Raw genomic sequence first — 23,324 nt, 5'->3', positions numbered from 1 at the left:
CTCCTTTTTCCGTCCCCAAATTTCCATGCGCTAGGAATAACCCTAGATGCGCTCTTTTTGCCGCTCGGTTGCTTGTACCTTTAGTGAACAAAGTGATATTGTAAAAAACAAATGTGCACTGAACGTCGCGGCGATCCAGGTTGCAGACGCGGGTTAAGGGCACATGCCTGCGCAAGCGCGCGTCACTACCCAGGAGACATCGTCGATGCTCAACATCATTCCCAGCGGCCTGGCGGCCGACCTCAAAGCCCGCGCCCAATCGGGCAGACCTATCCGAATCGGCTTGATCGGCTCCGGCGAAATGGGCACGGACATCGTGACCCAGGTCCGGCAAATGGAAGGTCTCGAGATCGGCGCGATCGCGGACCTCCGTGTCGACGCCGCATGCGAAGCGGTTCGAGTCGCCAATCAGGCGGACGACGGCTATCGCGTCGTCGAGACTGGCTCGGGGATTTCGCAGGCGATCGAGGCCGGATCGATCGCCATCACGCAAGACTCGAATGCGATCTGTACCAACGATCAAATCGACGTGGTTATCGATGCGACCGGCAAACCGGCGGTGGGCGCGCAGATCGGGCTGCTTGCCATGGAGCATGGCAAGCATCTCGTGATGATGAACGTCGAAGCCGATGTGACCATCGGCGCATACCTGCGTCGTGAAGCGGAGCGGCTGGGCGTGGTGTACACGCTCGGCGCCGGCGACGAGCCGAGCTCGACGATCGAGTTGATCGATTTCGTCAGCGCGCTCGGTTATCCGATCGTCGCCGCGGGTAAGGGCAAGAACAACCCGCTGAATATCGACGCGACACCGGACGACTACATGGCGGAAGCCAAGGCGCGCAACATGAATCCGCGCATGCTGGTGGAGTTTGTCGACGGTTCGAAGACCGCGGTCGAAATGGCGGCGATCGGAAATGCGACCGGGCTGATTCCGGATGTGGCAGGCATGCACGGTCCCGCGGCCACGCTCGACCAACTGCATGAGGTGCTTTGTCCGGTGGCGGACGGAGGGATCCTCACCCAAAAGGGCGTAGTCGATTACACCATCGGAAAGGGCGTCGCGCCCGGGGTGTTCGTCGTTGCCGAACTTGCACATCCTCGCCTGCGCGAGCGCATGGCAGACCTCAAGCTCGGCAAGGGGCCGTATTACACGTTCTATCGCCCGTATCACCTGACGAGCCTCGAAGTACCGCTCAGCTGCGCGCGCGCTGTCCTGTACGGCAAAGCCGACATGCGGCCGCTCCCCGTTCCGGTGGTCGAGGTTTGCGCGGTGGCGAAGCGAGACCTGAAAGTCGGTGACCGCCTCGACGCGATCGGCGAATTCACGTACCGCGCGTGGGCCATCGCGGCGGACGACGCGCTTGCGGAGCGCGCGGTTCCATGCGGCTTGCTGGAAGGCGGCATCGTCACCCAAGCAATCCGAAAGGGCGAATTGCTGACGTACCAGAACGCCGCGGTCGACGCGAACGCACCGATTGTCAAACTGCGCCAGCGTCAGGACGAGATGGTCCGTGGCGCGCGTGCCGCCGCTTGAGGAGAGGATGATGGGATTCGTTGCAGAGAAGATCGAAGGAATGCCCGAAGTCTATCGGCACGTCTCCGCGCAAGCGTTGCGTGACGCGCTGAAAAAGATGCAACTCGTGCGTCGATTCGAGGAGAGTGCGGAACAGGCGTACATGCGCGGCCTGATTCACGGCACGATGCACCTGTCCATCGGGCAGGAAGCCTCCGCGATCGCGATGACGATGCTTCTCACCGATGAGGACTACATCACGTCGACGCATCGGGGACACGGCCACTGTATCGGCAAAGGTGCGGATCCGAAACGCATGTTCGCCGAATTCTTCGGTAAGGAGACGGGGTATTGCCGGGGGCGGGGCGGTTCGATGCACATCGCGGATGTGAGCCGCGGAAATCTCGGCGCCAACGGTATCGTGGGCGGGGGCTTGCCTATCGCGGTCGGCGCGGCGCTTTCGATCAAGAAGCGGCGCAAGGACTCGGTTGTCGTGTGTTTTTTCGGCGATGGCGCGAACAATGAAGGTGCGTTCCATGAATCGCTGAATTTCGCCGCGATCTGGAAGCTGCCGGTGATTTTCGTCTGTGAAAATAACCGGTACGGCATGTCGATGTCGGTCGAACGTTCGACGGCCGTCAGTCGGATTTCGCAGCGCGCGGCTGCGTATGACATGCCCGGCGTAACTGTCGACGGCAACAGCTTCGGCGACGTGCTGACGGCGGCTGAAGGCGCGATCGAGCGTGCGCGAAAAGGCGAGGGGCCGACACTCATCGAGTGCGAGACATACCGCATTCGCGGCCACTCCAAGAGCGACCGGAACCGCTATCGCACCCGCGAAGAGATCGAGTCCTGGGGCGCAAGGGATCCCATTGCGAAATTCGAGCGGCAGTTGGTGGAGCTTGGACTGATCGACGCCGCAGCGGCGCAAGCAATCCACGCGGAAGTCGAGGAAGAAATCAAGGCGGGGCTGGACTACGCGCAGAACAGCCCGGCACCGGACATCGCCGAGTTGACGCGCTATGTATATACGGAGAACGGGGGGAATGACCATGAGTGACCAGCGCGAACTGACTTACGCTCAGGCGATTCATGAGGCAATGGGCATCGCAATGGAGCGAGACGAGCGCGTGTTCCTGATGGGCGAGGATATCGGAGTCTACGGCGGTGCGTTCCAGGTGACCGGTGACCTGTTTCAGCGCTTTGGTGCGGAACGTGTCATGGACACGCCCATCGCGGAGCTGGCAGGCGCCGGCATTGCGGTCGGCGCGGCGATGACCGGCTGCCGGCCGATCTACGAATTCCAGTTTTCGGACTTCGCAACGCTTGCGATGGAACAAATCGTGAACCAGGCCGCGAAGATGCGTTACATGCTGGGCGGTGAAGTCTCGGTGCCGGTCGTGATGCGCTTTCCCGCCGGCTCGGGGACAGGCGCCGCAGCGCAGCACAGCCAGAGCCTCGAGGCCTGGTTCGCGCACGTTCCTGGGTTGAAGGTAGTGCAACCCAGTACGCCCCATGACGCGAAGGGATTACTGCTTGCCGCGCTCGAGGATCCCGATCCGGTGATGATCTTCGAACACAAGCTCCTGTACAAGAGCAAGGGCATCGTGCCGGAGGGATACTATGTCGAGCCGATCGGCAAGGCCGTCGTTCGCCGCGAGGGGCGGGATGTCACGATCGTCGCGACTTCGATCATGACCGTGCGTTCGCTGGAAGCGGCAGACGCGCTGCAGCAGGAAGGCATCGACGTGGAAGTGATCGATCTGCGCAGCATCCGGCCAATCGACCGCGAGGCGATCATCGCCAGCGTACGCAAGACTTCGCGTCTGGTATGTGTGTACGAAGGTGTTCAGCAACTGGGCATAGGCGCCGAGATCGCGTCGATCGTATGCGAAAGCGACGCCTTCGATTATCTGGACGCACCGATCGTCCGGCTGGGCGGCTCGGATTGTCCGCTGCCTTACAACCCGCAGCTCGAGAAGGCTGCCGTGCCGCAGGTGCCCGACATCGTCGAGGCGGTTCGGCATATTGTCGGTCGGAGGGGCTGAGATGGCGACCGAAGTGATCCTTCCCCGCGTCGACATGGACATGACCGAGGGCACGATTACCGCCTGGTATGTCAAGGATGGCGACACGATCAGGCAGGGCGAGCCGATCTTCGACATCGAGACCAGCAAGGCCACGATGGAAGTGGAGGCCCCGGCGAGTGGCACGGTCCGGCAGATTACCGCCAGCGTCGGCGATACGGTCCCCGTCGGAACCGTGATCGCATGGATCTATGCCAATGGCGAGACCGTCATCGAGCAGGACGCCGGCACAACCGCATCAGGCGTTGCCGAGCTTGACGCCGAGGCTGCACCCTCGGTCCATCGTCGCGCGGACGTCGCAGCCGCGGCATCGTCGGGCCATATCGGCGATAGCCGGATTCGTGCAACGCCCGCCGCTCGTCGGGCTGCTCGCGAAAGCGAAATCGACCTGGGCAGCCTGCAAGGATCCGGTCCGCATGGCCGGATCGTCGAGAATGACGTGCGCGCCGTCGCCGTCGGCAACGGTGGTTCACGTGAAGTGCCGGCCGGCGCGAGCCGGCAAGGCGCGCTCAATCGGGTCTGGCTGCAGCGCGGCGGTCCGGCGACGCTGGTGCTTCTGCATGGATTCGGGGCCGAGGCGAACAGCTGGCGCCCGTTCTTCAATGCATTGCGCGACGCCGGCCTTGCCAAGAATCTCGGTGTCCTGTCGATCGATTTGCCCGGACATGGAAAATCGCCGGCTGACGCTGCCGCATCACTGGAGAAAATCGTCGACGCGATCGGCGCTACGCTGGCGGCCGAAGATGTCGCAAACTGCCATCTCGTCGGGCATTCTTTCGGCGCGGCTGTCGCGATCGCATTGAGCGCGTCGCGCCAGGTGCGTGTGTCGTCGTTGACGCTGGCCGCACCGGCCGGGCTGGGTACCGAATGCAACGGTGCGTTCTTGCGCGGGCTGACGCAAGCTGCTGATCGAACCAGTCTTACGCCATGGCTGCGGGAATTGGTCGCGCGTCCCGGTGTGATCGACGAAGCGTTCATCGCGACGGCGGAGCAGCAATTGTCGAGTGAGGCAAAACGTGTGACGCTTGCGTCAATCGCGGAGACGTTCTTTCCGGGCGGCCGGCAGAAGATCGATCTGCGAGAAGCCATCGCGTCGCTGACGATGCCTGTTCGCGTCGTCTGGGGGGCGTCGGATAAGATCATTCCGATTACGCACGCGAACGGCCTGCCTGGCCGGATTGCGCAGCACCGCTTCGCAGACGTCGGTCATTTGCCGCACGTCGAAGCGCTGGCTGATGTGGTCGGTATCGTCGGCGAGCAACTGTCACGGTAGGCGGAGCCATTCATGAACCTGGAGCTTGACGGCAAGATCGCGCTGGTTACGGGGCTATCGTCCCCCGTCGGCGACGAGGTGGTCCGTGCGTTGCGTACCGCCGGCGCAACGGTGCTTACGCAGCGGGCACGCGTTCTCGAACTGGTGGGTGAAACGGGAGACGGTCAAGCCAATGTCGACAGTACGCCGGCGGAAATCTTCACGGCGCGACGTGCGGTTGAACTGGTTGAACGGACCGTGCTTGAATTCGGGAGACTCGATATCGTCGTCCATAACGGCTGCGCGCGCCTGGATGCGGGAAACGATCTCGAGATTCACGAACGAGAGATCGATCACGCGTACGCCGAGTGCGTCAAGGCTGCGTTTTACATCGCCCATGCCGCAGCTTTGCAGTATCGGCGAGTCAAGCGAGGCGTGATCGTCAATATCGCGCCAACTGCCGAAGCGGATTCCTGGTGCGTGCCGTGGCAGAGCGCCTGTGCCGCGGCGCTCTGTCAGCTGTCCCAAGCAATGGGGCAACGATTGAAAGGTGACGGGATCCGTGTCAATGCCGTCTGTCCAACGGTACCCTCATATGACGAGTTTCGCCGCGCCTCACATGGTGTGACGCTGCAGCCGACCCCGCTGCCGTCGATCCCGAGGCGAGATGACGGCATGTCCGCCGCAGTGCGTGCCGCTCTATTCCTGGCTTCGGAGGCGTCACACTACATTTCGGGTCTCGTGTTCCCGATTGAGGTCAATTCGGGTTTTTGTTAGAAGAATCGTTGCTGCGGGCTTCGTGTCGCGTTTTCCCGTATTTACCTGAAAATGAACAATTGTATTATTGCGATAAACATTTGTTCAAAATGGCGGCGCGAAATAACCGCCGGATTCGTCTCGTTTGTTAAAGCAGTTCGTGCGAGGCAGGAGACATGCAATGGAACTCGTTCGGTTCGGTTTACTGGCATTGGCTGTTACGTGGGCGCTGCAGCTCATCGCCGGGTGGGCCCATATGCGCTACTACCGGGACACGCTCAGAAAGACTGCGCGAACGTGGGGCGACGGCTTTCTCGGCGTGGGGACGTTCAAGCCGCGGATCGGGCGCGGCGCAGTTGCGATCGTCGTCATCGGTGACGATTGCATTGTCAGACAAGTATTGGCCATGTCTGGACTGACTGTGTTCGCTCGTTTCGAGGCGCTTTCCGGATTCAATGGCGGGTCGATCGGCGAGTTTCAACACAATTTGGAGTCCTTGGCGCTTGCACCTCGTCTTAGGCACGCGCTTCGCAACGCACTCGACATGGCTTGCAGAACCGCGAACGCGAACCGTCCTATCGGTGCCGTGATTGAGTAGACGAACGCCGTACAGCACGCAGGTCGCGGCACTGTTTTGATTGACGCATCTGTCGCACATCACAACTTCATCAGGAGACAACCATGAATCCGCTGGATTTTCTTACTCATGCCGCCGAGGCATTTATCGGTGTATTCAACGCAGGCGGAAAGACGTTCGTCGGCTTTGTTACAGGTATTTTGCCGACACTGATTGTGCTGCTCACCGCGGTCTACACGATCATCGCGCTAGTGGGCGAGCAGCGGATTCAGGGATTGGCTCGTTTCCTTTCGAAGAACATCGTGACGCGATATTCGCTGTTGCCGTTGCTCGCGATGTTCTTTCTGACCAATCCGATGGCCTACACGTTCGGCGTCTTCCTTGAAGAGCGTCACAAACCAGCGTTCTACGATTCCGCAGTGTCCTTGTGTCACCCCATTACGGGCTTGTTTCCGCACTGCAATCCGGGCGAGCTTTTCGTCTGGCTTGGTGTGGCAGCAGGTATCACGAAGCTCGCTGAAACCCATGCCGCACCGTTCTCATTGCCGAAACTCGCGCTCTTCTACCTGGGCGTCGGCCTTTTCGTCAATCTCCTGAAAGGGGTGCTGACCGAAGCGATCACCCGCATGATCGCGAAGCGCGAAGGCCTCACGCTTTGAACTCGACACGATAAAACACGAGAAATCACCTGGAGGAGAACGAAATGGATGCGCGTACGTACAAGGCGGTTGAGGTACGAAAGGGGGCCAACGGCTGGGGCGGCCCACTCGTCATCGCACCGACGGTGGAGCGCAACAAGATCGTAGCCGTGACCGGAGGAGATATTCCGAAGGTGGCACAGCGGTTGGCTGATCTGACCGGAGCAACGGTCGTGGACGGTTTTCGCAATCCGCCGCTCGAATCGGAAATCGCGGCTGTCGTGATCGATTGTGGGGGAACCGCGCGGTGCGGCGTATATCCGCGAAAGCGCATCCCTACCATCAATCTGAGTCCGGTTGGACAGTCGGGCCCGCTTGCGCAGTTCATTACCGAAGATATCTACGTGTCCGGCGTCGAATTGAACAGCTTGCGGTCCGTTGACGACGACGCGTCGAACGCCGACGCGCATTGCGCCGCCGTGACGAACGGCGACACCTCATCCGCCGCAACGTCGTCGCCGGCGGAACCGCGAACCGGGGCAAGCCATGGCGGCTTCGTCGGGATGATCACTTCGGTTGGCCGCGGCATGGGTGGCGTCGTGAACGTGCTGTTCACGAGCGGGCGCAAGTCGATCGATACCGTTATTCGCAACGTGCTGCCATTCATGGCGTTCGTGACGATGCTGATCGGCGTGATCAATTCAACCGGGGTGGGGACCGGGCTCGCTCATCTGCTTTCGCCGCTGGCCGGTAATATCGTCGGGCTCGTGATCCTGTCGGCGATCTGCGGTCTTCCGTTCCTGTCGCCCGTACTCGGACCGGGTGCCGTGATCGCGCAGGTCATCGGCGCGGCAATCATCGGGCCGGCCATCGGCAATGGCACGATTCCGCCGCATATGGCGCTGCCGGCGCTGTTCGCGTATGACACCCAGGTCGGTTGTGATTTCGTGCCGGTCGGGATGGCACTCGGCGAAGCGAAACCGGAGACGATTCGCGTCGGCGTGCCGGCCGTACTGATCAGCCGCCAGATCATGGGGCCGGTCTCGGTGTTGATCGCCTGGGTGGTCAGCTTTGCTCTCTAAAAACATCTTGAGGTCACGCATGCATTACTACAAGACAATCATTTCCAGTATCGGCGAAGAGGTGGAGTCCCTTCTCGAAGGTGGCGTGCTGATTTTGTATTCGGATGGCGCGCCTTCCGAACTGGCAGAGGTGTCGGTTCTTCACCGCGTAGAGCAGGCGCACAGCCACGCGCCGCGTATCGGTTCCGTGCTGCGCATCGGTGAAATTTCCGCGGTCGTGACCGCAGTGGGGCCGACGGCCTGGAACAAGGTGAGCGAACTGGGCCATGTCGTCATCACATTCAATGGAGCCCATTCGGCAGAGCGCCCAGGCGAGATCTGTGCGTCGATGGTCGATTGTGAACGGCTCTTCAAGAGCATGCAGAAAGGGGCCGTCATCGAGATCGTTGACGCCTGAATCGCGCCGACGTCAATCGTCATCCACGGAATACGAAAAGGCATCGTCATGTTGGAAACTCAGGTTGTTGTCAAGGTACACGAGGGTCTGCACGCACGCCCCGCGACGCAATTCGCCAAGCTCGCGAAGGAGTTCAATAGCGCGCTGAAAATCGGGAGAGGCGATGCATGGGCGGACGCGAAGAGCGCTGTGAAGCTCATGTTGCTAGGTGTGAAGCAGGACGAGCAGATACTTCTCCGAGCGGACGGCGAAGACGAATGCGAGGCGCTCGACAGGTTGACGCAATTTCTGTCGAATGTCAGCGCAATCGTGCAGGGCGCCACCGTGCCAGACGGCCATCGCGGGTCGGACGGCTCAGCGACGGCTCCGCGAGCGTTCGAACACACGGCTGTGGTGCGATCCGCCGACGATGCTGAATCTCCGGGCGCACTGAGAGGTGTTCCGGCGAGTGAAGGCTTGGCATTTGGCAGTGCGCTCGCGTATGTTCGTGACGAGCTCATGGTCGATCGCCAGTTCGTGTCGGAACACGAGGTAGCAGACGAGGTCATGCGATTCACCGCGACGCTCGAGTCCACTTTGGCTGCGATGCTCGAGCCGGGCGACGGGACGATGGGAAACGAGATCATCGAGGCGATCGCCGATGTCGCAAGGAGCGACGACTATGCGGGCACGATCCGCGAGCTCATCGCAACGCGGTGGAGCGCGGCAGCGGCTACGCTGAAATGCGGGCAGGATCTGGCGTTCGCGTTCGAATCGATGACGGACGAGTATCTTCGCAGCCGCGCCGACGACATTCGCGGCCTGACGCGCGAGATCGTGGCCGTGCTTCTTGGCAAGCAGCAGAAGTCGCTGCGAGAACTCGACGTACCGAGCATCATCCTTGCCGAAGAACTGTCCGCGCCGGATCTTGCGCGCGCGAACCTCGCCAATATCCTCGGGATCGTCTGCACATCCGGCAGTGCGACGTCTCATGTCGCGATCATCGCGCGCTCGCACGGCATTCCGGCAGTTCTAGGTCTGCCGATCGACAAGGACAGGCTGCGATCCGTCAAACGTATATCGATTGACGGTACGACCGGGGAGGTCTGGCTCGACCATTCCGACGCGCATGAAAAGGAACTGTCGCGCCGTATCGACGCGCAGCGCGAACAGCAATCGGCGCTCCTTGCTTACCGGGACGTCGAGCCCTCCACGCGCGACGGACGCAAGATACTGATCGCCGCGAACATGGGTTCTCTGTCGGAACTTGACTCGGCCCTGCAAGCCGGCGCGATGGGCGTGGGACTATTCCGTACCGAGCTTTTGTTCATGGACCATCAGCGCGTGCCTACGGAGGACGAGCAATACGAAGTTTATGCCACGCTCGCACAGCGCTTTCACCCGTGGCCTGTCGTCATTCGGACGCTCGATGCTGGCGGCGACAAGCCGCTGCCGGGCATTCGCTTCCCGAAGGAGGAGAATCCATTTCTGGGGTGGCGAGGCATCCGGATGTGTCTTGACAGCCCCGAAGTGTTCGAGCCGCAACTGCGAGCGCTACTGCGTGCCACCGCGCACGGAAACATCTGCGTGATGTTGCCGATGGTCGACGATGTCGACGAGGTTCGCCGTACGAAGGCGATCATCGAGCGCATCGCTGCGGAACTCACCGACGCGGGGGTGCCGTTTGCAGTTCCAAAGCTCGGCATCATGATCGAGACGCCGGCTGCGGTTCTCACTGCCGATTTACTGGCGCAGGAGGTCGAGTTCTTCTCGATCGGTACCAACGACCTTACGCAATACATCATGGCCGTCGATCGCATGAATCCCAGCCTTGCCTCGCTCTACAAGACCGAGCACCCGGCTGTCATTCAGGCGATCAAGATGGTATGCGACGCGGCGAAGCGGGCGCACATCAGTGTCGGCGTGTGTGGGGAAGCTGCGTCTCGGCCAAACATGATTCCGGTGCTCGTGAACCTCGGAGTCGACGAACTCAGTATGAGTCCCAACTCGGTACTGCGCGCAAAGAAACTCGTGACGGAAATCTGATTTCCGATCGGGAAACGACAGGGGCGTGGCATCGACGATCCACAAGATTCGTATTTGCCACTGCTTCGCGGGGCCGGCTTGATACACGGAGGGGCGGGCGATCTGTCTCGCCGCGCAGGTATCCGGTCTTGTCGGGCAATTTCGCTATGCCTCCCGAGCTGCTTACCGGCCGACACGGCGCGATTCGAGGAGGCGATTTTACCGGATGGAACTGCCGTCCGGTCTTCTCGAACACGCGCAGCCTTCACACCCGAAAGCCGTCGAGCTTTCTCCAAAATTGCCTGGTTTCCTTCCACGGCTCGTCCAGTCGGGCGGTGTGTATCAAGAACGCGCGACGAGCCGCGAGGCTGCTCGTCGCGCTGAATCGGTTTTCCAGCGTCCGGCGCGTGCGGTCTCTCACCCCAGCTGCGTTTCAGTCAGGCATCCCGGGCGATGTCCGCGTGATCCCTGATCGTCATTTTGCCTTGTATTACCTCCCGGATGGTTGCCATCGCTACAGCCCTGTCTGACAGCGGGTGACGGCATGCGCAACAGATTCACGGCGATTGCGACGAACGGCGTGGCCAAGTATCGGACGCAGGGCCGGCCTACTGTCGCGTTGATAAATTTTGGCGATCAGCGCAAATCGCGAATCGCAATTGGACCGCTTCAATTTGGAGGTGGACGATCGTTTCACTTGCCGTGAACAAAGAGCTTCTTGAAGCGAAATCGTGAGACAAATGTAGCGAAATAAACCGACAAATACCAGTCGTTGCTGCATTTCCCAGTGTTTTCGTATGGCGAAGATTCACATAATGACGGAGGTGGGACGGAGATGGAGATGAACATGCAAGAGATTCGCATGAGCGAATCTGCACCCAAAAAGTTATCCGGAAACATGGGGCCGATCGGCCTGGCGCTGATGGTGCTCGCGTTCTCGGCACCTTTGACAACGGTGTCCGGTTACATCCCGTTCGCGCTGATGTTCGGAGGCGTCAGCAGTCCGATCCTGTTCGTCGTCGTTACGATCGTTCTGCTGTTCTTTTCCGTCGGCTACGTGACGCTCAACAACATCGTCAAGCGCCCGGGCGACTTCTACGCATTCGTCAGTTTCGGCATCGGGAAGTCGACAGGCCTCGGCTCGGGCATCCTCGCGGCGGTGTCGTATTTTCTGCTGCTCGCCGGGGTGACGTCGTTCTTCGGCGTGTCCTGTTCCGATCTCCTTCATGAAACGACCGGCGCCGTGCTCCCGTGGTACATCCCGACGATCGCATGCTGGATGGCGTGCGGGATCCTCAGCTACCTGCATGTCGAGTTGTCGGCGAAGGTGCTGACGTGGATCATGCTGCTCGAGATCGCGGTATGTCTCATCTTCTCGTTCTTCGTGCTGGCGAAGGGCGGGGCGGCAGACATCTCGGCAACCGCGCCGTTTGCGCCGAGCCAGTTGTCGAAGAGCGCGAGCGTGCCGTTCTCGGTACTGTTCATCGTCGGTTTCTTCATGGGATTCGAGGCGACCGCGCTGTTCCGGGATGAAGTCCGGATGCCCGACCGGACGATTCCGGTAGCCACGTATGGTGCGGTCATCTTCATCGGCGTCGTCTATACCATTTGTGCGTATGCGCTGATCATGGCCTATGGGTCGCATGTCCAGGACATCGCTACCAAGACCCCTGCCGCAATGTTTCCCGACGCATTCTCGAAGTTCGTCAGCGGCCGTCTCCATGTCGTGATCTCGCTGCTGGTGCTGACGTCGGCGTTCGCATCGGCGCTGTCCACGCAGAACGTGCTGGCCCGCTACATGCACAACCTCGGCACCGACGGCGCGCTGCCGCGATTCCTCGGCAAGGTTCATCCGAAGCACGAGTCGCCCTATCTCGCGTCGATCACGGTGTCGGTGATGGTGCTCTGTGTGCTGATCCCCTTCATCGCGATGGGCGCCAAGCCCGATCTGCTGTACGGGCAACTCTCCGGAGTTGGTACGTCGGGGATCGTCGTTCTGATGGCCATCGTCAGCATCTCGTCGCTGGTATGGTACGGCCGGAGCGGCAGACACCAGGGCGTCAGCTTCTTCAAGTCGGCGGTCGCGCCCGCCATTTCCTCGGTGTTCTTCATCGCGCTCGTCGTGCTGATCGCGCAGCACTTCGATGTTCTGGCAGGTGGCGATCCGGGGCAGTACGTGTGGATGTTCTACTGCCTGATTGGTGTGCTGCTCGTCGGCATCGCACTGGCACAATACTTCAAGTACCTGCGCCCGGAAATTTTCGAAAGACTCGGCCGCAGCCACAAGGACTGAATCGTTGAGCGACCGGGGCGGACACGTTCAGCCTCATCCCGGGTCGTTTCTCCTTTGATCCCGAGCACTTTCGGGATCTTTTTTTATTTTCCGGCTCGTTGCATCAGATGCGCCCGGCTGCCAGTCACGGCCGGTGCGGACACGTCACGACCGGATCATCCGTTCATCCAGAAGATGTCCGAGTTGTCGGACACATCCCAAACCATGGTCGTCGAGACTGCAAGCGAAAGCAACAAGCGGGCTGCAACACGCGCATCATTCTTTCTCGCCGGAATCAGCGTCGCGACGTGGGCGCCGCTGGTGCCGTATGCGAAGGCGCGGCTTGACGTCGACGAAGCGAAATTCGGCTTCCTGCTGCTGTTCCTGGGAATCGGCGCCGTCGGATGCATGCCGCTCTGTCAGCGCGCGGTTGAGCGATTCGGTTGCCGCAAGGTCATCGGCGCGGGCGCCGCGATGATCTGCGCATCGCTTCCGCTCCTGGCGACGCTGTCCGGCATGCCCGCGATGGCGATCACGCTGTTGATCTTCGGCGCCGGCCTGGGATTCGTCGACGTCGCGATGAACATCCAGGCCACGCTCATCGAGCGGCAAAGCGGCGAGCAACTCATGTCCGGCTTCCACGGCCTGTTCAGCGTCGGCGGAATCGCGGGCTCGCTGGTCGGCGGATCGCTGCTGTCGGCCGGCGCGAATCCGCTTGGGGTAGCGGGTGCGATGGTCGCCGTCATCGCCGTGCTCATGTTTCGTTACGCGCGATACCTGGAGTCGGCGGGGCCCGGCGAGCGCACGGCGTCGGCGTTGATCTTGCCGCAGGGGATCGTGGTCATGATGGGCGCCATTGCGATCGGATGCTTTCTCGTCGAAGGCGCGATGCTCGACTGGAGCGCGCTGTTCCTGACATCGGTGAAGAATTATGCGCAGGACCGCGCGGGCTTCGGATACACCGCGTTCGCGATGACGATGGCGATCGGTCGACTCTTCGGCGACATGTTGATTACCCGATTCGGTTCGCGCGCAATGATTGTATCGGGCGGGAGCCTCGGCGCGGTCGGGATGTGCATCGCGATCGTTTCGCCATCGGGCACGGGCGCGATCGTCGGGTTTGCTGTATGCGGGGCCGGGTGCGCGAACATCGTACCCATCCTGTTCGCCGCTGCCGGGCGGCAAACGGCAATGGATCCTTCTGCCGCAATTTCGTCGATCACGACATTAGGCTACGGCGGCAATCTGGTCGGACCGGCAATTGTCGGCTTCTTTGCGCATGCGATCGGTTTGCATCTTGCATTTGCGTTGCTCGCCGGGTTGCTGCTGCTCGCCGCGTTCGGCGGCCGAAAGATCGAGTCGTGACGCATGCGCGCCGCGAATGCGTCGAGGCGCGCGATTGAACGCCCGGCATGCGTTGTCAATCGATTACGAATTTCGATCAGTGATCATTTTTGTTCTTCATTGGATTGAATCGGTCGAGGTTGATGTAATGCGCTGACGTCTTTCACCGTGAGCGAATGCCATGACCGATCTCTCATCCGGCGATTTCTCGGTCGCCGACATCGAAGCCGCCTCTGTGCGCATCCTGCCGTTCGTCGTGCGAACGCCTCTGCTCGAGAGCGAGGTGCTCAACCGTGCGACAGGGGCCCGTGTGCTCGTCAAGGCGGAAAGCCTTCAGAAGACGGGGTCCTTCAAGTTCCGGGGCGCGTGCAATCGCGTGCTGCAAATTCCGGCAGCCCTGCGGCCGCGCGGCGTCGTCGCCTTCTCGTCGGGAAATCACGCGCTGGCGATCTCGGCGGTTTGCGCGCGGTTCGGCATGCCGGCCACCATCATCATGCCGGCGGACGCACCCAAGGCAAAAATCGAAGGCGCACGGGCCTACGGTGCGACCGTGCGTCTCTATGACCGACAAACGGACGACCGGGAAGCAATCGGCCGGGATATCGCGGAGCGCACCGGCGCGGTGACCGTTCCCCCCTACGACGATCGTCAGGTGATGGCCGGACAGGGCACCGTCGGTCTCGAGATCGTGCAGCAAACTCAGGCCCTGTCCGTGGTCCCTGATGTGGTTCTTGCGGCCGCCAGCGGTGGGGGACTGGTCGCTGGGGTCGCGACGGCGATCAACGCGTATTGCAGGCAAGCGCGCCTCTACGCTGTCGAGCCCAAGGGGTTCGACGATCACGCACGATCGCTTGCGAAGGGCGAGCAAGTTACCAATGCCGCGGGCGCCAGATCCATCTGCGACGCTCTGCAGGTCGCATCTCCCGGCAAGCTGACGTTCCCGATCAACAAGAGGCTGCTGGCCGGAAGTCTCGTCGTCGACGATGACGAGGTGCGTCGGGCGATGCGCGTGGCGTTCGAGACACTGAAGCTCGTCGTGGAGCCCGGTGGCGCAGTACCGCTCGCGGCGGTACTTGCCGGGAAGCTCGCCATAGCCGGAAAGACCGTCGTGCTGGTACTGAGCGGCGGTAACGTGGACCACGACATCTTCGTCAGTGCGTTGGCCTGATCATCCGGCATTCATCTACCCAGAGCGCATTTCTGCCAGGAGGTAATTGTCATGCTGCAGCAAGACAGCAAACAGTATCAACGCGTTGCGCGCACGATCGACGAATTCATGACGCTCGACTACACGGGTGTCGGGCTCATCGGCAACATCTACGAGGCGCTGCAGAAGCGACAACCCGGATTCGCATGCATGGGCGCGGCCGAACGAATTGTCGAGGTGGTAAGGCGACAAGGCGGCCCGGTGCTCATCGCCACGGGATTCCCTGAGGGCGGCGGTGCACCCGAAACCGATGGTCCGGTGGGCGCTGCGCTGATGGCGCGCGCATTTTTCCTCGGCCTGGGGGTGCCGACCGTCGTCGTGATCGACGAAGACTGGGAGGAGATGATGGTGCAGACCTGCCGCGGCGCAGGGCTGGCACCGATGCCGTTCCCGGATGATGGCGTGGTGAAACGGATCGAGTACTTGCGGCCCGTCTACATCCGGACAGTCCCCAAGGACAAGGACGGCAGTCGTCGTGTTTGTGATGATCTGCTCGAGCGCACCCGGCCCAGCGTGATGATTTCGATCGAGCGCCCCGGTTGCAACGCGCTAGGACTCTACCACGGGCTGGGCGGCCGTCCGCTCGACGGACTCGTCGCTGACCTTGATTACCTGTTTTATCAAGGCAAGGAGCGCGGCATCCTGCATATCGGCGTGGGCGATGGGGGTAACGAACTCGGCATGGGGGTAATCGCGGCAGATCTGCCCGCGTTTTCGCCGAAGGCCGCGTCAACCGGTGTTGCTGGGCGTGGAGGCGTTGCGGCGGTCAATGCAGCTGATCACCTCGTCGTCGCGAACGTGTCGAACTGGGGTGCAACGGGCATCATCGCGGCGCTTTCGGCGCTGCTGGAGAACCCTGTCGTGTTTCACGATCCCGAACTCGAGATTCGCTGCATCGAATGCTGCGTCAATTCGGGTGGTGTGGACGGCATGTTCATGGCCCCCGAGCCCGCCGTGGATGGCATCAGCGCGCTCGAATGGGAAGGCTTGCTTCGTACGCTTCGCGCGAGTGTTCGACGCACGCTGGGCGACTCGATCAACTGGCAGGGGGAACGTGGCGACTGGAGGCAATTGAAATGACGGACAAGACCACGATTGACGCGCGCCTCGCCGAACTGGGCCTCGAACTGCCGCCTGCGAGCGTGCCGCGCGGTAGTTATCTGCCTGCAGTGCGGTCGGGAAACTACCTTCAGATCGCCGGCCAGGGGCCGCGCCTGAACGGTAAGCTTCTCTACGCAGGAAGAGTGGGCGCCGACCTCAGTGTGGATGACGGGCAGCGCGCGGCCCAGCTCTGCGCCCTCAATATCCTGAGCCACATCGGACGCATGCTGGACGGGGATTTTTCGCGCGTCGTTCGCATCGTTCGCGTCGCTGGCGTCGTGCGGTGCGACGCGGACTTTACCGACCATGCGACCGTGCTGAATGGCGCTTCGGACCTGTTCTTCGCCGTCCTTGGCGAAGCAGGGCGGCACGCACGCATTGCGACCGGCGCCACCGCCTTGCCGTCCGGCATGGCGGTGGAAGTAGAAGCCACCGTAGAGGTCGTTTGAGGACAGCGTATGGGCGGCCTTGTCACGAGTCGACCAAGACGGCACGAAATCTTAAGGGGTAGAGGTGATCATGCAATACGATTCAGCTGTTGATCCGGTCCGCGGTGATATGCATTCCGAAGGTACGTACCGGACGGTCGCCCTCCGGATCATGCCTTTCCTGATGCTGTGCTATGTCACTGCATATCTCGATCGCATCAACATTGGCTTCGCGAAGCTGCGGATGCTGTCGGATCTCGGGTTGACGGACGCGGCGTACGGGCTGGGGGCCGGTCTGTTCTTCATCGGCTACTTCCTGTTCGAGGTGCCGAGCAACGTGCTGATGGCGAAGATCGGCGCGAAAAGAACCATCTCGCGCATCATGATCCTCTGGGCAATGATTTCCGCGGCCTTTGCGTTCGTATCGACGCCTGTTCAGTTCTACGTTCTTCGCTTTCTGCTTGGCGTGGCCGAGGCAGGCTTTTATCCCGGCATCATTCTGTACTTGACGTACTGGTTTCCATCCGCACGCCGCGCGAAGATGGTGGCGCTGTTCGTCGGCGCGGTGCCTTTGTCCGGCATGATCGGGGCGCCGGTATCGGGTGCGATCATGTCGGCGCTCGAGGGAGCACATGGATTGGCCGGCTGGCAATGGCTCTTTGTCATCGAGGCAGTTCCGTCGTTTGTGCTCGGTCTGCTGACGCTCGTGTTTCTCGACGATGGTCCCGAGTCTGCTCGCTGGTTGCGGGATCGTGACAGGCGTGTCATCGAGCGCGAACTGGAGGCGGATCGTCGAGCGATAGACGGACACTGCGCCGGGATGAACTTGAGGCAGACGGTGACGAACCGCAAGGTCTGGCACATGACACTCATCTGCTTCTGCTCGGCGATCTGTTCGTACGGCGTTTCGTTCTGGTTGCCGACGCTGGTCGCACAGCTTGCGCCAGGTGACGTCTTGCGTATCGGATTCTACACGTCGTTGCCGTTCAGTGCGGCGTTCGTCGGGATGTATCTGATTGGTCGAAGCTCCGATAAACTTCGCGAACGCCGCTGGCATCTCGTCGTGCCGTTCTTGTGCGTGATCGCGGGGCTCGTCGCCAGTGTATTCACCCGTGGCGCGCCGGCCGTTGCATTGGTGGCGTTGTGTGTCGCAGCCGTGGGTGCGTACAGTACGACGTCGATGCTGTTCTCGATTCCTGGACTGTTTCTGACTGGGATCGGCATGGCCGCCGGTGTTGCCTTCATCAACTGCGTCGGCGGATTGGGCGGGTTCGTCAGCCCCTATGTCGTGGGCGTCGTCAAGGACATGACCGGGAGCACCGATTACGGCGTTTTCTTTATTTCGTTGATGGCTGCAATCGGCGTGACGCTGACTTTGTGCCTTCCCAAGAAGCTCGTCAATCGCTGAGGTCGACGGCCACTGATCCTGTTGTGTCTGAACGATTGCGGGCCGGCAATATTCTTTATGTTCGACGTGAACAGAACAGATGATCAATCTGAAAAGCCTCGAAACCTTCTACTGGGTCGCAACGCTCAACAGCTTTCATAAGGCGGCGACCAAGCTGCACACGACGCAATCCGCGGTGTCGCACCGGATTTCCGGCCTGGAGGACGATCTGGGTGTGCTGCTGTTCGAACGCGCGGCACGTACAATCCGGTTGACACCCTGCGGCCGGACTCTACTGGAATATGCGGAGCGGTTCCTGGCGCTCGAGTCCGAACTGATTTCGGCGATCGCAAGCCCTCAGACGCTGTCCGGTGTGGTTCGTCTGGGCGTCGCCGAAACGATCGTTCATATGTGGCTCACCGAGTTCATTGAGCGTGTGCATCGCGAACATCCGGGTATCGTCATCGACATCGTGGTCGACATCACACCGGCGCTTCGAGACGGGCTTAGGTCCGGCGAGATCGACATGGCGTTTCTGTTGGCCGGGCCCGTGGTGGATCCCGATTTTGTCGAAGCACCCTTGTGCAGATATCCGGTCGACTTCCTCGTGTCCCCTGACCTCGATGTCGGCGACAGCCCTTTGACGCCAGAGACCCTGGCGCGCTTCCCGATCATCACGCTGCCGAAGCGGACGCATCCGTACATCACGCTGAGGGACGCCATTGCGACGCGGGACAAGCCTTCTCCGCGCATTTTCGCGAACGGGTCCCTGTCGACGATCGTGAAGATGGCGGTCGACAGGATCGGCATTGCCGTGATGCCAGGCGCAGTCGCGCGGCACGAAATCGAGGTGGGCTCACTCGTCGTAAAGGAATCAACGCTCACGCTCGACGATTTCGTATTCAGTGCGGCATACGCCCGCGGACTCGACGTTCGCATCTACGAAATCCTGACCGGATTGGCGCTCGTCGCAGCCAAGCCGACGTCCGGGTAAACGCGTATCCCGATGCGCGGCGGTGGTCGCGATTAATGGGTTCGCATCGTGGTGAGCCCTCCTGCCTGACGAAGTTTGGCGATTTTTATCATCCTTTGGGTGGACGAGGGATACACGCGTCATTTCTAGAATGAAATCGATTGCCGGCACATGCGATATCACCGTCCGGCTTGACGCGATGCGCACGTTGCGCGCTTTCGACAGGGCTTCAGGGAAGAGCGGCATGGCGATCATTTCGACCGACAAACAGGCTGTTGACCACCGGTTTTCGCAAGAGCGCCGGATAGGAGGGCGCAAATGACCGATGTGAGCGAGAAGCGGACGACCTCGACAAACCCGACGGTGCGCTACGACGCATCGGAAAAACAGAAGGCGCACGCGAAAACGGCGCGCATTCCGATCAAAATCGTCCCGATCGAGCCGCTTAGCAAGCCACGATGGATCCGCGCCAAAGTCGCGACGCCCAACACGCGCTTTTTCGAGATCAAGACGATCCTGCGCGAGCACAACCTGCACACCGTGTGCGAGGAAGCGAGCTGCCCGAACATCGGCGAATGCTTCGGCAAGGGCACCGCGACGTTCATGATCATGGGCGACAAGTGCACGCGCCGCTGCCCGTTCTGCGACGTCGGCCACGGCCGTCCCGATCCGCTCGACGCGGACGAGCCGAAGAACCTCGCGCGCACGATCGCGGCGCTTAAGCTCAAGTACGTGGTGATCACGAGCGTCGACCGCGACGACCTGCGCGACGGTGGCGCCGCTCACTTCGTCGAGTGCATCCGCGAAGTGCGCGAGCAGTCGCCGGAAACGCGCATCGAGATCCTGACGCCGGACTTCCGCGGCCGTCTCGATCGCGCGATCTCGATCCTGAACGCGGCGCCGCCCGACGTGATGAACCACAACCTCGAAACGGTGCCGCGCCTGTACAAGGAAGCGCGTCCGGGTTCGGACTACGCGCACTCGCTGAAGCTGCTGAAGGACTTCAAGGCGCAGCATCCGGACGTCGCGACGAAGTCGGGCCTGATGGTCGGCCTCGGCGAGACCGAAGAGGAAATCCTGCGGGTGATGCGCGACCTGCGCGCTCACGACGTCGACATGCTGACGATCGGCCAGTACCTGCAACCGTCCGAGCACCACCTGCCGGTGCGTGCTTACGTGCATCCGGATACGTTCAAGATGTACGAGGAAGAGGCGTACAAGATGGGCTTTACGCACGCGGCCGTTGGCGCGATGGTGCGCTCGAGCTATCACGCCGATCTGCAGGCGCATGGGGCCGGCGTTGCGTGAGGGGCAAAGCCGGTGCGCGTGATAAAACGCGATTATCAAAAAACATCGCCAACAGCAATTGGACCCGATCAATTTGGCGGCCGACGATGGCGGCGATACGGACCGAACTGAACCGAACTGAGTACCGTACAGGCTCGAAACCGATGAATGGTGCTCAGACACATGAACGATCGCGGCGCGATGCGGCGAAAGTTCGATCATGCTGACGATATGTTGGAGGCGTAAGGAGATGGAGGCGAAGATGGATATGAAACTGAGTGTGGAAGACGCGCAAATAGAAACGCCTCCACATAAGAAGCTGTCGGGCAGCATGGGCGCCGTCGGTCTGGCGCTCACCGTGCTGGCATTCTCGGCGCCGTTGACGACCGTGTCGGGTTACATCCCGTTCGCGCTGATGTTCGGCGGAGTCGGCAGCCCCGTGATATTCGTACTGACGACGTTGGTATTGCTGCTGTTTTCCGTCGGCTATGTGACGCTCAACAATATCGTGAAGCGCCCGGGCGACTTCTATGCGTTCATCAGCTATGGCATCGGAAAGTCGACCGGCCTCGGCTCCGGCATACTCGCGGCGGTTTCGTACTTCCTGCTCCTCGCCGGCGTCACGTCGTTCTTCGGCGTCTCGTGCTCGGATCTCGTGCACGACATGACCGGCATGGCGATTCCGTGGTACTGGCCGACGCTCGCGTGCTGGCTGGTGGTCTCGATGCTGGGATATCTTCATGTCGAGCTGTCCGCGAGGGTGCTGACGTGGGTGATGATTCTCGAGATCGTCGTCTGTCTGGTATTTTCGTTCGGTGTGCTGGCAAAAGGCGGCGTGCCGGGTGTTTCCGCATCCGCTCCGTTCATGCCGAGCCAACTGGCGAACAGTACCAACGTACCGTTCTGCATGCTGTTCACCGTGTCGTTCTTCATGGGGTTCGAGGCGACCGCCTTGTTTCGCGACGAGGTGAAGATGCCGGACCGGACGATTCCGCGTGCAACCTATGGTGCGGTCATCTTCATCGGTGTGATCTACACGCTGTGTGCGTATGCGATGATCATGGCTTACGGGCCGCAGGTTCAGTCGATCGCGGCCAAGACGCCCGCGGCGATGTTCCCTGACGCCTTCGCGAAATTCGTGAGCCCTGGCCTGCACCTGATCGTTTCGGTGCTGGTGATGACGTCAGCGTTCGCGGCGAGCCTGTCCACGCAGAACGTGCTTTCGCGCTATATGCACAACCTGGGAACGGACGGCGCGCTGCCCCGCTTCCTCGGAAAGGTGCACGCGAAGCACGAGTCTCCGTATCTTGCCTCGATGACTGTCTCGGTCATGGTGCTGTGCGTGCTGTTGCCGTTCATTCTGATGGGCGCCAAGCCCGATCTGCTTTACGGGCAGCTCTCCGGAGTCGGAACGTCGGGCATCATCATTCTGATGACCATCGTCAACATCTCGTCGCTGCTCTGGTACGTTCGCCGAGGCAGGCAACAGGGCGTGAGTTTCGCCAAGTCGTTTCTGGCACCGGCGATTTCGTCAGTATTCTTCATCGCGCTGGTTTATCTCGTGGCCGCACACTTCGACGTGCTTGCGGGCGGTGACCCCGGGCAGTACGTGTGGATGTTCTACTGCCTGATCGGCGTGCAGGTCGCGGGCATGGCACTTGCCCAATACTTCAAGCACCGGCGCCCCGAGGTCTTCGAATGCCTGGGACGCAGCCAGAACGGTTGACGATGACGACAAGCCAGGACTCGCCGAGTCCTGGCTTTTTTTGCGCTTGCGCCAAGCAAGCGCGGCGTGGCGCCTAGCGCCCTTCGTAATGCGCGGCGACGTTTTGCGCGAGCCCGGCAACGATCGCACTCAGCGGCATGTCGACGCGGCGGACAAAACTGGCGGTGAACGGCATCACCGGCATCTCGTGGCCGGTGTCGATTCGGCGCAGCCGGCCGCTCGCCAGATGTTCGGCCACGACGTGGTGTGGAATCGCCGCGATGCCGATGCCGTCGAGCGTCATCCGGACGATCGACGACAGCGACGAGTTGCCGAAGATTCTCACGTGATGCAGATGCGACCGATCGAACATCTCCTTTAGCTGCATGTACGGACGTGTCGATCTCGAGAACGTGATGATCGGATGCCGCGCAAGATCGCTCAGCGTGAGGTGAGCCGTGTCGCATTCAAAATCCGACGAGACGATCCAGCTGATCGGATAGCTGCACAACGGCAGATTCTCCGCGTTGCTCGCGTTCACGGGGCCCATCAGGAGCGCGACGTCGATCGTGCCGTCGGCGAGCCCCGCGGTCAGGTTCGGCGTGGCGTCGACATTGACCTCGAGCGTGATCTCCGGGTATTCGATGCTGAGCCGCTTGAGCAGCGCGGACAGCCATGTGTGCACGATCGTGTCGGACGCGCCGAGCTGAACCGTCCCTCCCAGGGCCGTCCGGCCAGCAACTGCCTCGACCATTTCGGCGCTCAGCGAAATCATTTGTTCCGCGTAGACGAGCAGTTGCCTGCCCTTGATGGTCAGGAAGCAACCCCGCTTGTCTCGCTCGAACAGGCGTCCCTTCAGTTGCTGTTCGAGTTGCGCGATGCGCGCGGATACAGCGGGCTGTGTCGTGTGCAACCTTTCCGCGGCACGGTGAAATCCCCCTAGTTGGGCGACGGCGTAAAAGGTCTCCAGGTTTCGAAGATCGATCATGTGGCGAACTCCACCCGCGTGGGGAAAAGCGATTCGATCGCGCATATCCGAATGTCGACCGGCGATCGGACGAGGCGACGCATATCCCCGGTGCGGGGAAGGTTCGATCGATCATAGCGACGAAGGGTGGGGTGCTCAACATAGAACACCCGATTCCCGGGGAGAGCGGACGCGCTGCGATTTCTTTCTCCACCTTTAGGTGGACGAACCTCATCAGGCGCATCACTAGAATTTCAACAACGCTGAAACGAAAAGTGCAATCGTGGCGGTTGAAGCGAGCAGTCGATGATCGATCGCGATCGCACGGTTCGAGTGTCGACGTGAAT

At 61.1% G+C, this 23,324-nt stretch carries 21 protein-coding genes; 20 read left to right on the top strand and 1 reads right to left on the bottom strand.

Annotation, left to right across the window (positions count from 1 at the left end; genetic code table 11):
* The first annotated feature begins 205 nt into the window (after nt 1-205).
* The 20 genes from KR541_RS29360 (at nt 206) to KR541_RS29265 (ending at nt 22,031) form a co-directional block, all read left to right on the top strand.
* Entirely contained in the window at nt 206-1,534 is a 1,329-nt protein-coding gene (locus KR541_RS29360; protein ID WP_050011230.1) for an NAD(P)H-dependent oxidoreductase, read from the top strand.
* A gap of 10 nt (nt 1,535-1,544) precedes the next feature.
* Nucleotides 1,545-2,573: a thiamine pyrophosphate-dependent dehydrogenase E1 component subunit alpha gene (locus KR541_RS29355; protein ID WP_249746008.1), complete on the top strand. Its 1,029-nt coding sequence runs from the start codon at nt 1,545-1,547 to the stop codon at nt 2,571-2,573.
* Nucleotides 2,560-3,561, top strand: a complete 1,002-nt coding sequence (locus KR541_RS29350) for an alpha-ketoacid dehydrogenase subunit beta (RefSeq protein ID WP_269465695.1) — start codon at nt 2,560-2,562, stop codon at nt 3,559-3,561. Before KR541_RS29355 ends, KR541_RS29350 begins: the two co-directional genes overlap by 14 nt.
* A gap of 1 nt (nt 3,562) precedes the next feature.
* The gene (locus KR541_RS29345) at nt 3,563-4,873 is read left to right on the top strand and encodes an acetoin dehydrogenase dihydrolipoyllysine-residue acetyltransferase subunit (RefSeq protein ID WP_089489193.1); all 1,311 of its coding nucleotides are present in this window, start codon (nt 3,563-3,565) and stop codon (nt 4,871-4,873) included.
* Nucleotides 4,874-4,885: 12 nt separating this feature from the next.
* Entirely contained in the window at nt 4,886-5,629 is a 744-nt protein-coding gene (locus KR541_RS29340) for an SDR family NAD(P)-dependent oxidoreductase (protein ID WP_062885853.1), read from the top strand.
* A gap of 160 nt (nt 5,630-5,789) precedes the next feature.
* On the top strand, nt 5,790-6,206 hold the full coding sequence (locus tag KR541_RS29335; RefSeq protein ID WP_050011227.1) for a transcriptional regulator GutM: 417 nt from the start codon (nt 5,790-5,792) through the stop codon (nt 6,204-6,206).
* A gap of 83 nt (nt 6,207-6,289) precedes the next feature.
* Nucleotides 6,290-6,844, top strand: a complete 555-nt coding sequence (gene srlA, locus KR541_RS29330) for a PTS glucitol/sorbitol transporter subunit IIC (protein ID WP_062885851.1) — start codon at nt 6,290-6,292, stop codon at nt 6,842-6,844.
* A gap of 44 nt (nt 6,845-6,888) precedes the next feature.
* A complete protein-coding gene (gene srlE, locus KR541_RS29325) occupies nt 6,889-7,905 on the top strand; it encodes a PTS glucitol/sorbitol transporter subunit IIB (protein ID WP_050011226.1) in 1,017 nt (338 codons plus the stop codon).
* Nucleotides 7,906-7,924: 19 nt separating this feature from the next.
* Nucleotides 7,925-8,302 carry a PTS glucitol/sorbitol transporter subunit IIA gene (locus KR541_RS29320; protein WP_089489194.1) on the top strand — a complete coding sequence of 126 codons (378 nt, stop codon included), beginning with the start codon at nt 7,925-7,927 and terminating at the stop codon, nt 8,300-8,302.
* Between the two features lie 48 nt (nt 8,303-8,350).
* Complete coding sequence (gene ptsP / locus KR541_RS29315; RefSeq protein ID WP_080334128.1) at nt 8,351-10,327, top strand: phosphoenolpyruvate--protein phosphotransferase; 1,977 nt, start codon at nt 8,351-8,353, stop codon at nt 10,325-10,327.
* Nucleotides 10,328-11,168: 841 nt separating this feature from the next.
* Nucleotides 11,169-12,599, top strand: coding sequence for an APC family permease (locus KR541_RS29310; protein ID WP_160300488.1), 1,431 nt, complete (start codon nt 11,169-11,171; stop codon nt 12,597-12,599).
* 54 nt (nt 12,600-12,653) lie between these two features.
* Entirely contained in the window at nt 12,654-13,943 is a 1,290-nt protein-coding gene (locus tag KR541_RS29305; protein WP_124638251.1) for an MFS transporter, read from the top strand.
* Nucleotides 13,944-14,103: 160 nt separating this feature from the next.
* A complete protein-coding gene (locus tag KR541_RS29300) occupies nt 14,104-15,090 on the top strand; it encodes a threonine ammonia-lyase (RefSeq protein ID WP_050011222.1) in 987 nt (328 codons plus the stop codon).
* Nucleotides 15,091-15,141: 51 nt separating this feature from the next.
* A complete protein-coding gene (locus KR541_RS29295; protein WP_089489196.1) occupies nt 15,142-16,209 on the top strand; it encodes a DUF4392 domain-containing protein in 1,068 nt (355 codons plus the stop codon).
* Nucleotides 16,206-16,679: a RidA family protein gene (locus KR541_RS29290; protein WP_050011221.1), complete on the top strand. Its 474-nt coding sequence runs from the start codon at nt 16,206-16,208 to the stop codon at nt 16,677-16,679. Before KR541_RS29295 ends, KR541_RS29290 begins: the two co-directional genes overlap by 4 nt.
* A gap of 70 nt (nt 16,680-16,749) precedes the next feature.
* On the top strand, nt 16,750-18,066 hold the full coding sequence (locus KR541_RS29285) for an MFS transporter (RefSeq protein ID WP_200891608.1): 1,317 nt from the start codon (nt 16,750-16,752) through the stop codon (nt 18,064-18,066).
* A 79-nt stretch (nt 18,067-18,145) separates the two neighbouring features.
* Entirely contained in the window at nt 18,146-19,039 is an 894-nt protein-coding gene (locus KR541_RS29280) for a LysR family transcriptional regulator (protein WP_050011220.1), read from the top strand.
* Nucleotides 19,040-19,169: 130 nt separating this feature from the next.
* Nucleotides 19,170-19,340: a hypothetical protein gene (locus KR541_RS29275; RefSeq protein ID WP_160300487.1), complete on the top strand. Its 171-nt coding sequence runs from the start codon at nt 19,170-19,172 to the stop codon at nt 19,338-19,340.
* The gene (gene lipA / locus KR541_RS29270; RefSeq protein WP_060733614.1) at nt 19,337-20,326 is read left to right on the top strand and encodes a lipoyl synthase; all 990 of its coding nucleotides are present in this window, start codon (nt 19,337-19,339) and stop codon (nt 20,324-20,326) included. The genes KR541_RS29275 and lipA overlap by 4 nt, the downstream gene beginning before the upstream one ends.
* A 241-nt stretch (nt 20,327-20,567) precedes the next feature.
* The gene (locus KR541_RS29265) at nt 20,568-22,031 is read left to right on the top strand and encodes an APC family permease (RefSeq protein WP_160300486.1); all 1,464 of its coding nucleotides are present in this window, start codon (nt 20,568-20,570) and stop codon (nt 22,029-22,031) included.
* Between the two features lie 73 nt (nt 22,032-22,104).
* Here KR541_RS29265 and KR541_RS29260 read toward each other — a convergent pair whose 3' ends face one another.
* Nucleotides 22,105-23,043, bottom strand: coding sequence for a LysR family transcriptional regulator (locus KR541_RS29260; RefSeq protein WP_200891607.1), 939 nt, complete (start codon nt 23,041-23,043; stop codon nt 22,105-22,107).
* Nucleotides 23,044-23,324: the final 281 nt, after the last annotated feature.

Origin of the sequence: Burkholderia sola, from assembly GCF_905400185.1 — a bacterium.
GTDB classification, from domain to species: domain Bacteria; phylum Pseudomonadota; class Gammaproteobacteria; order Burkholderiales; family Burkholderiaceae; genus Burkholderia; species Burkholderia sola.
This window is presented reverse-complemented; position numbering and strand designations above follow the sequence as displayed.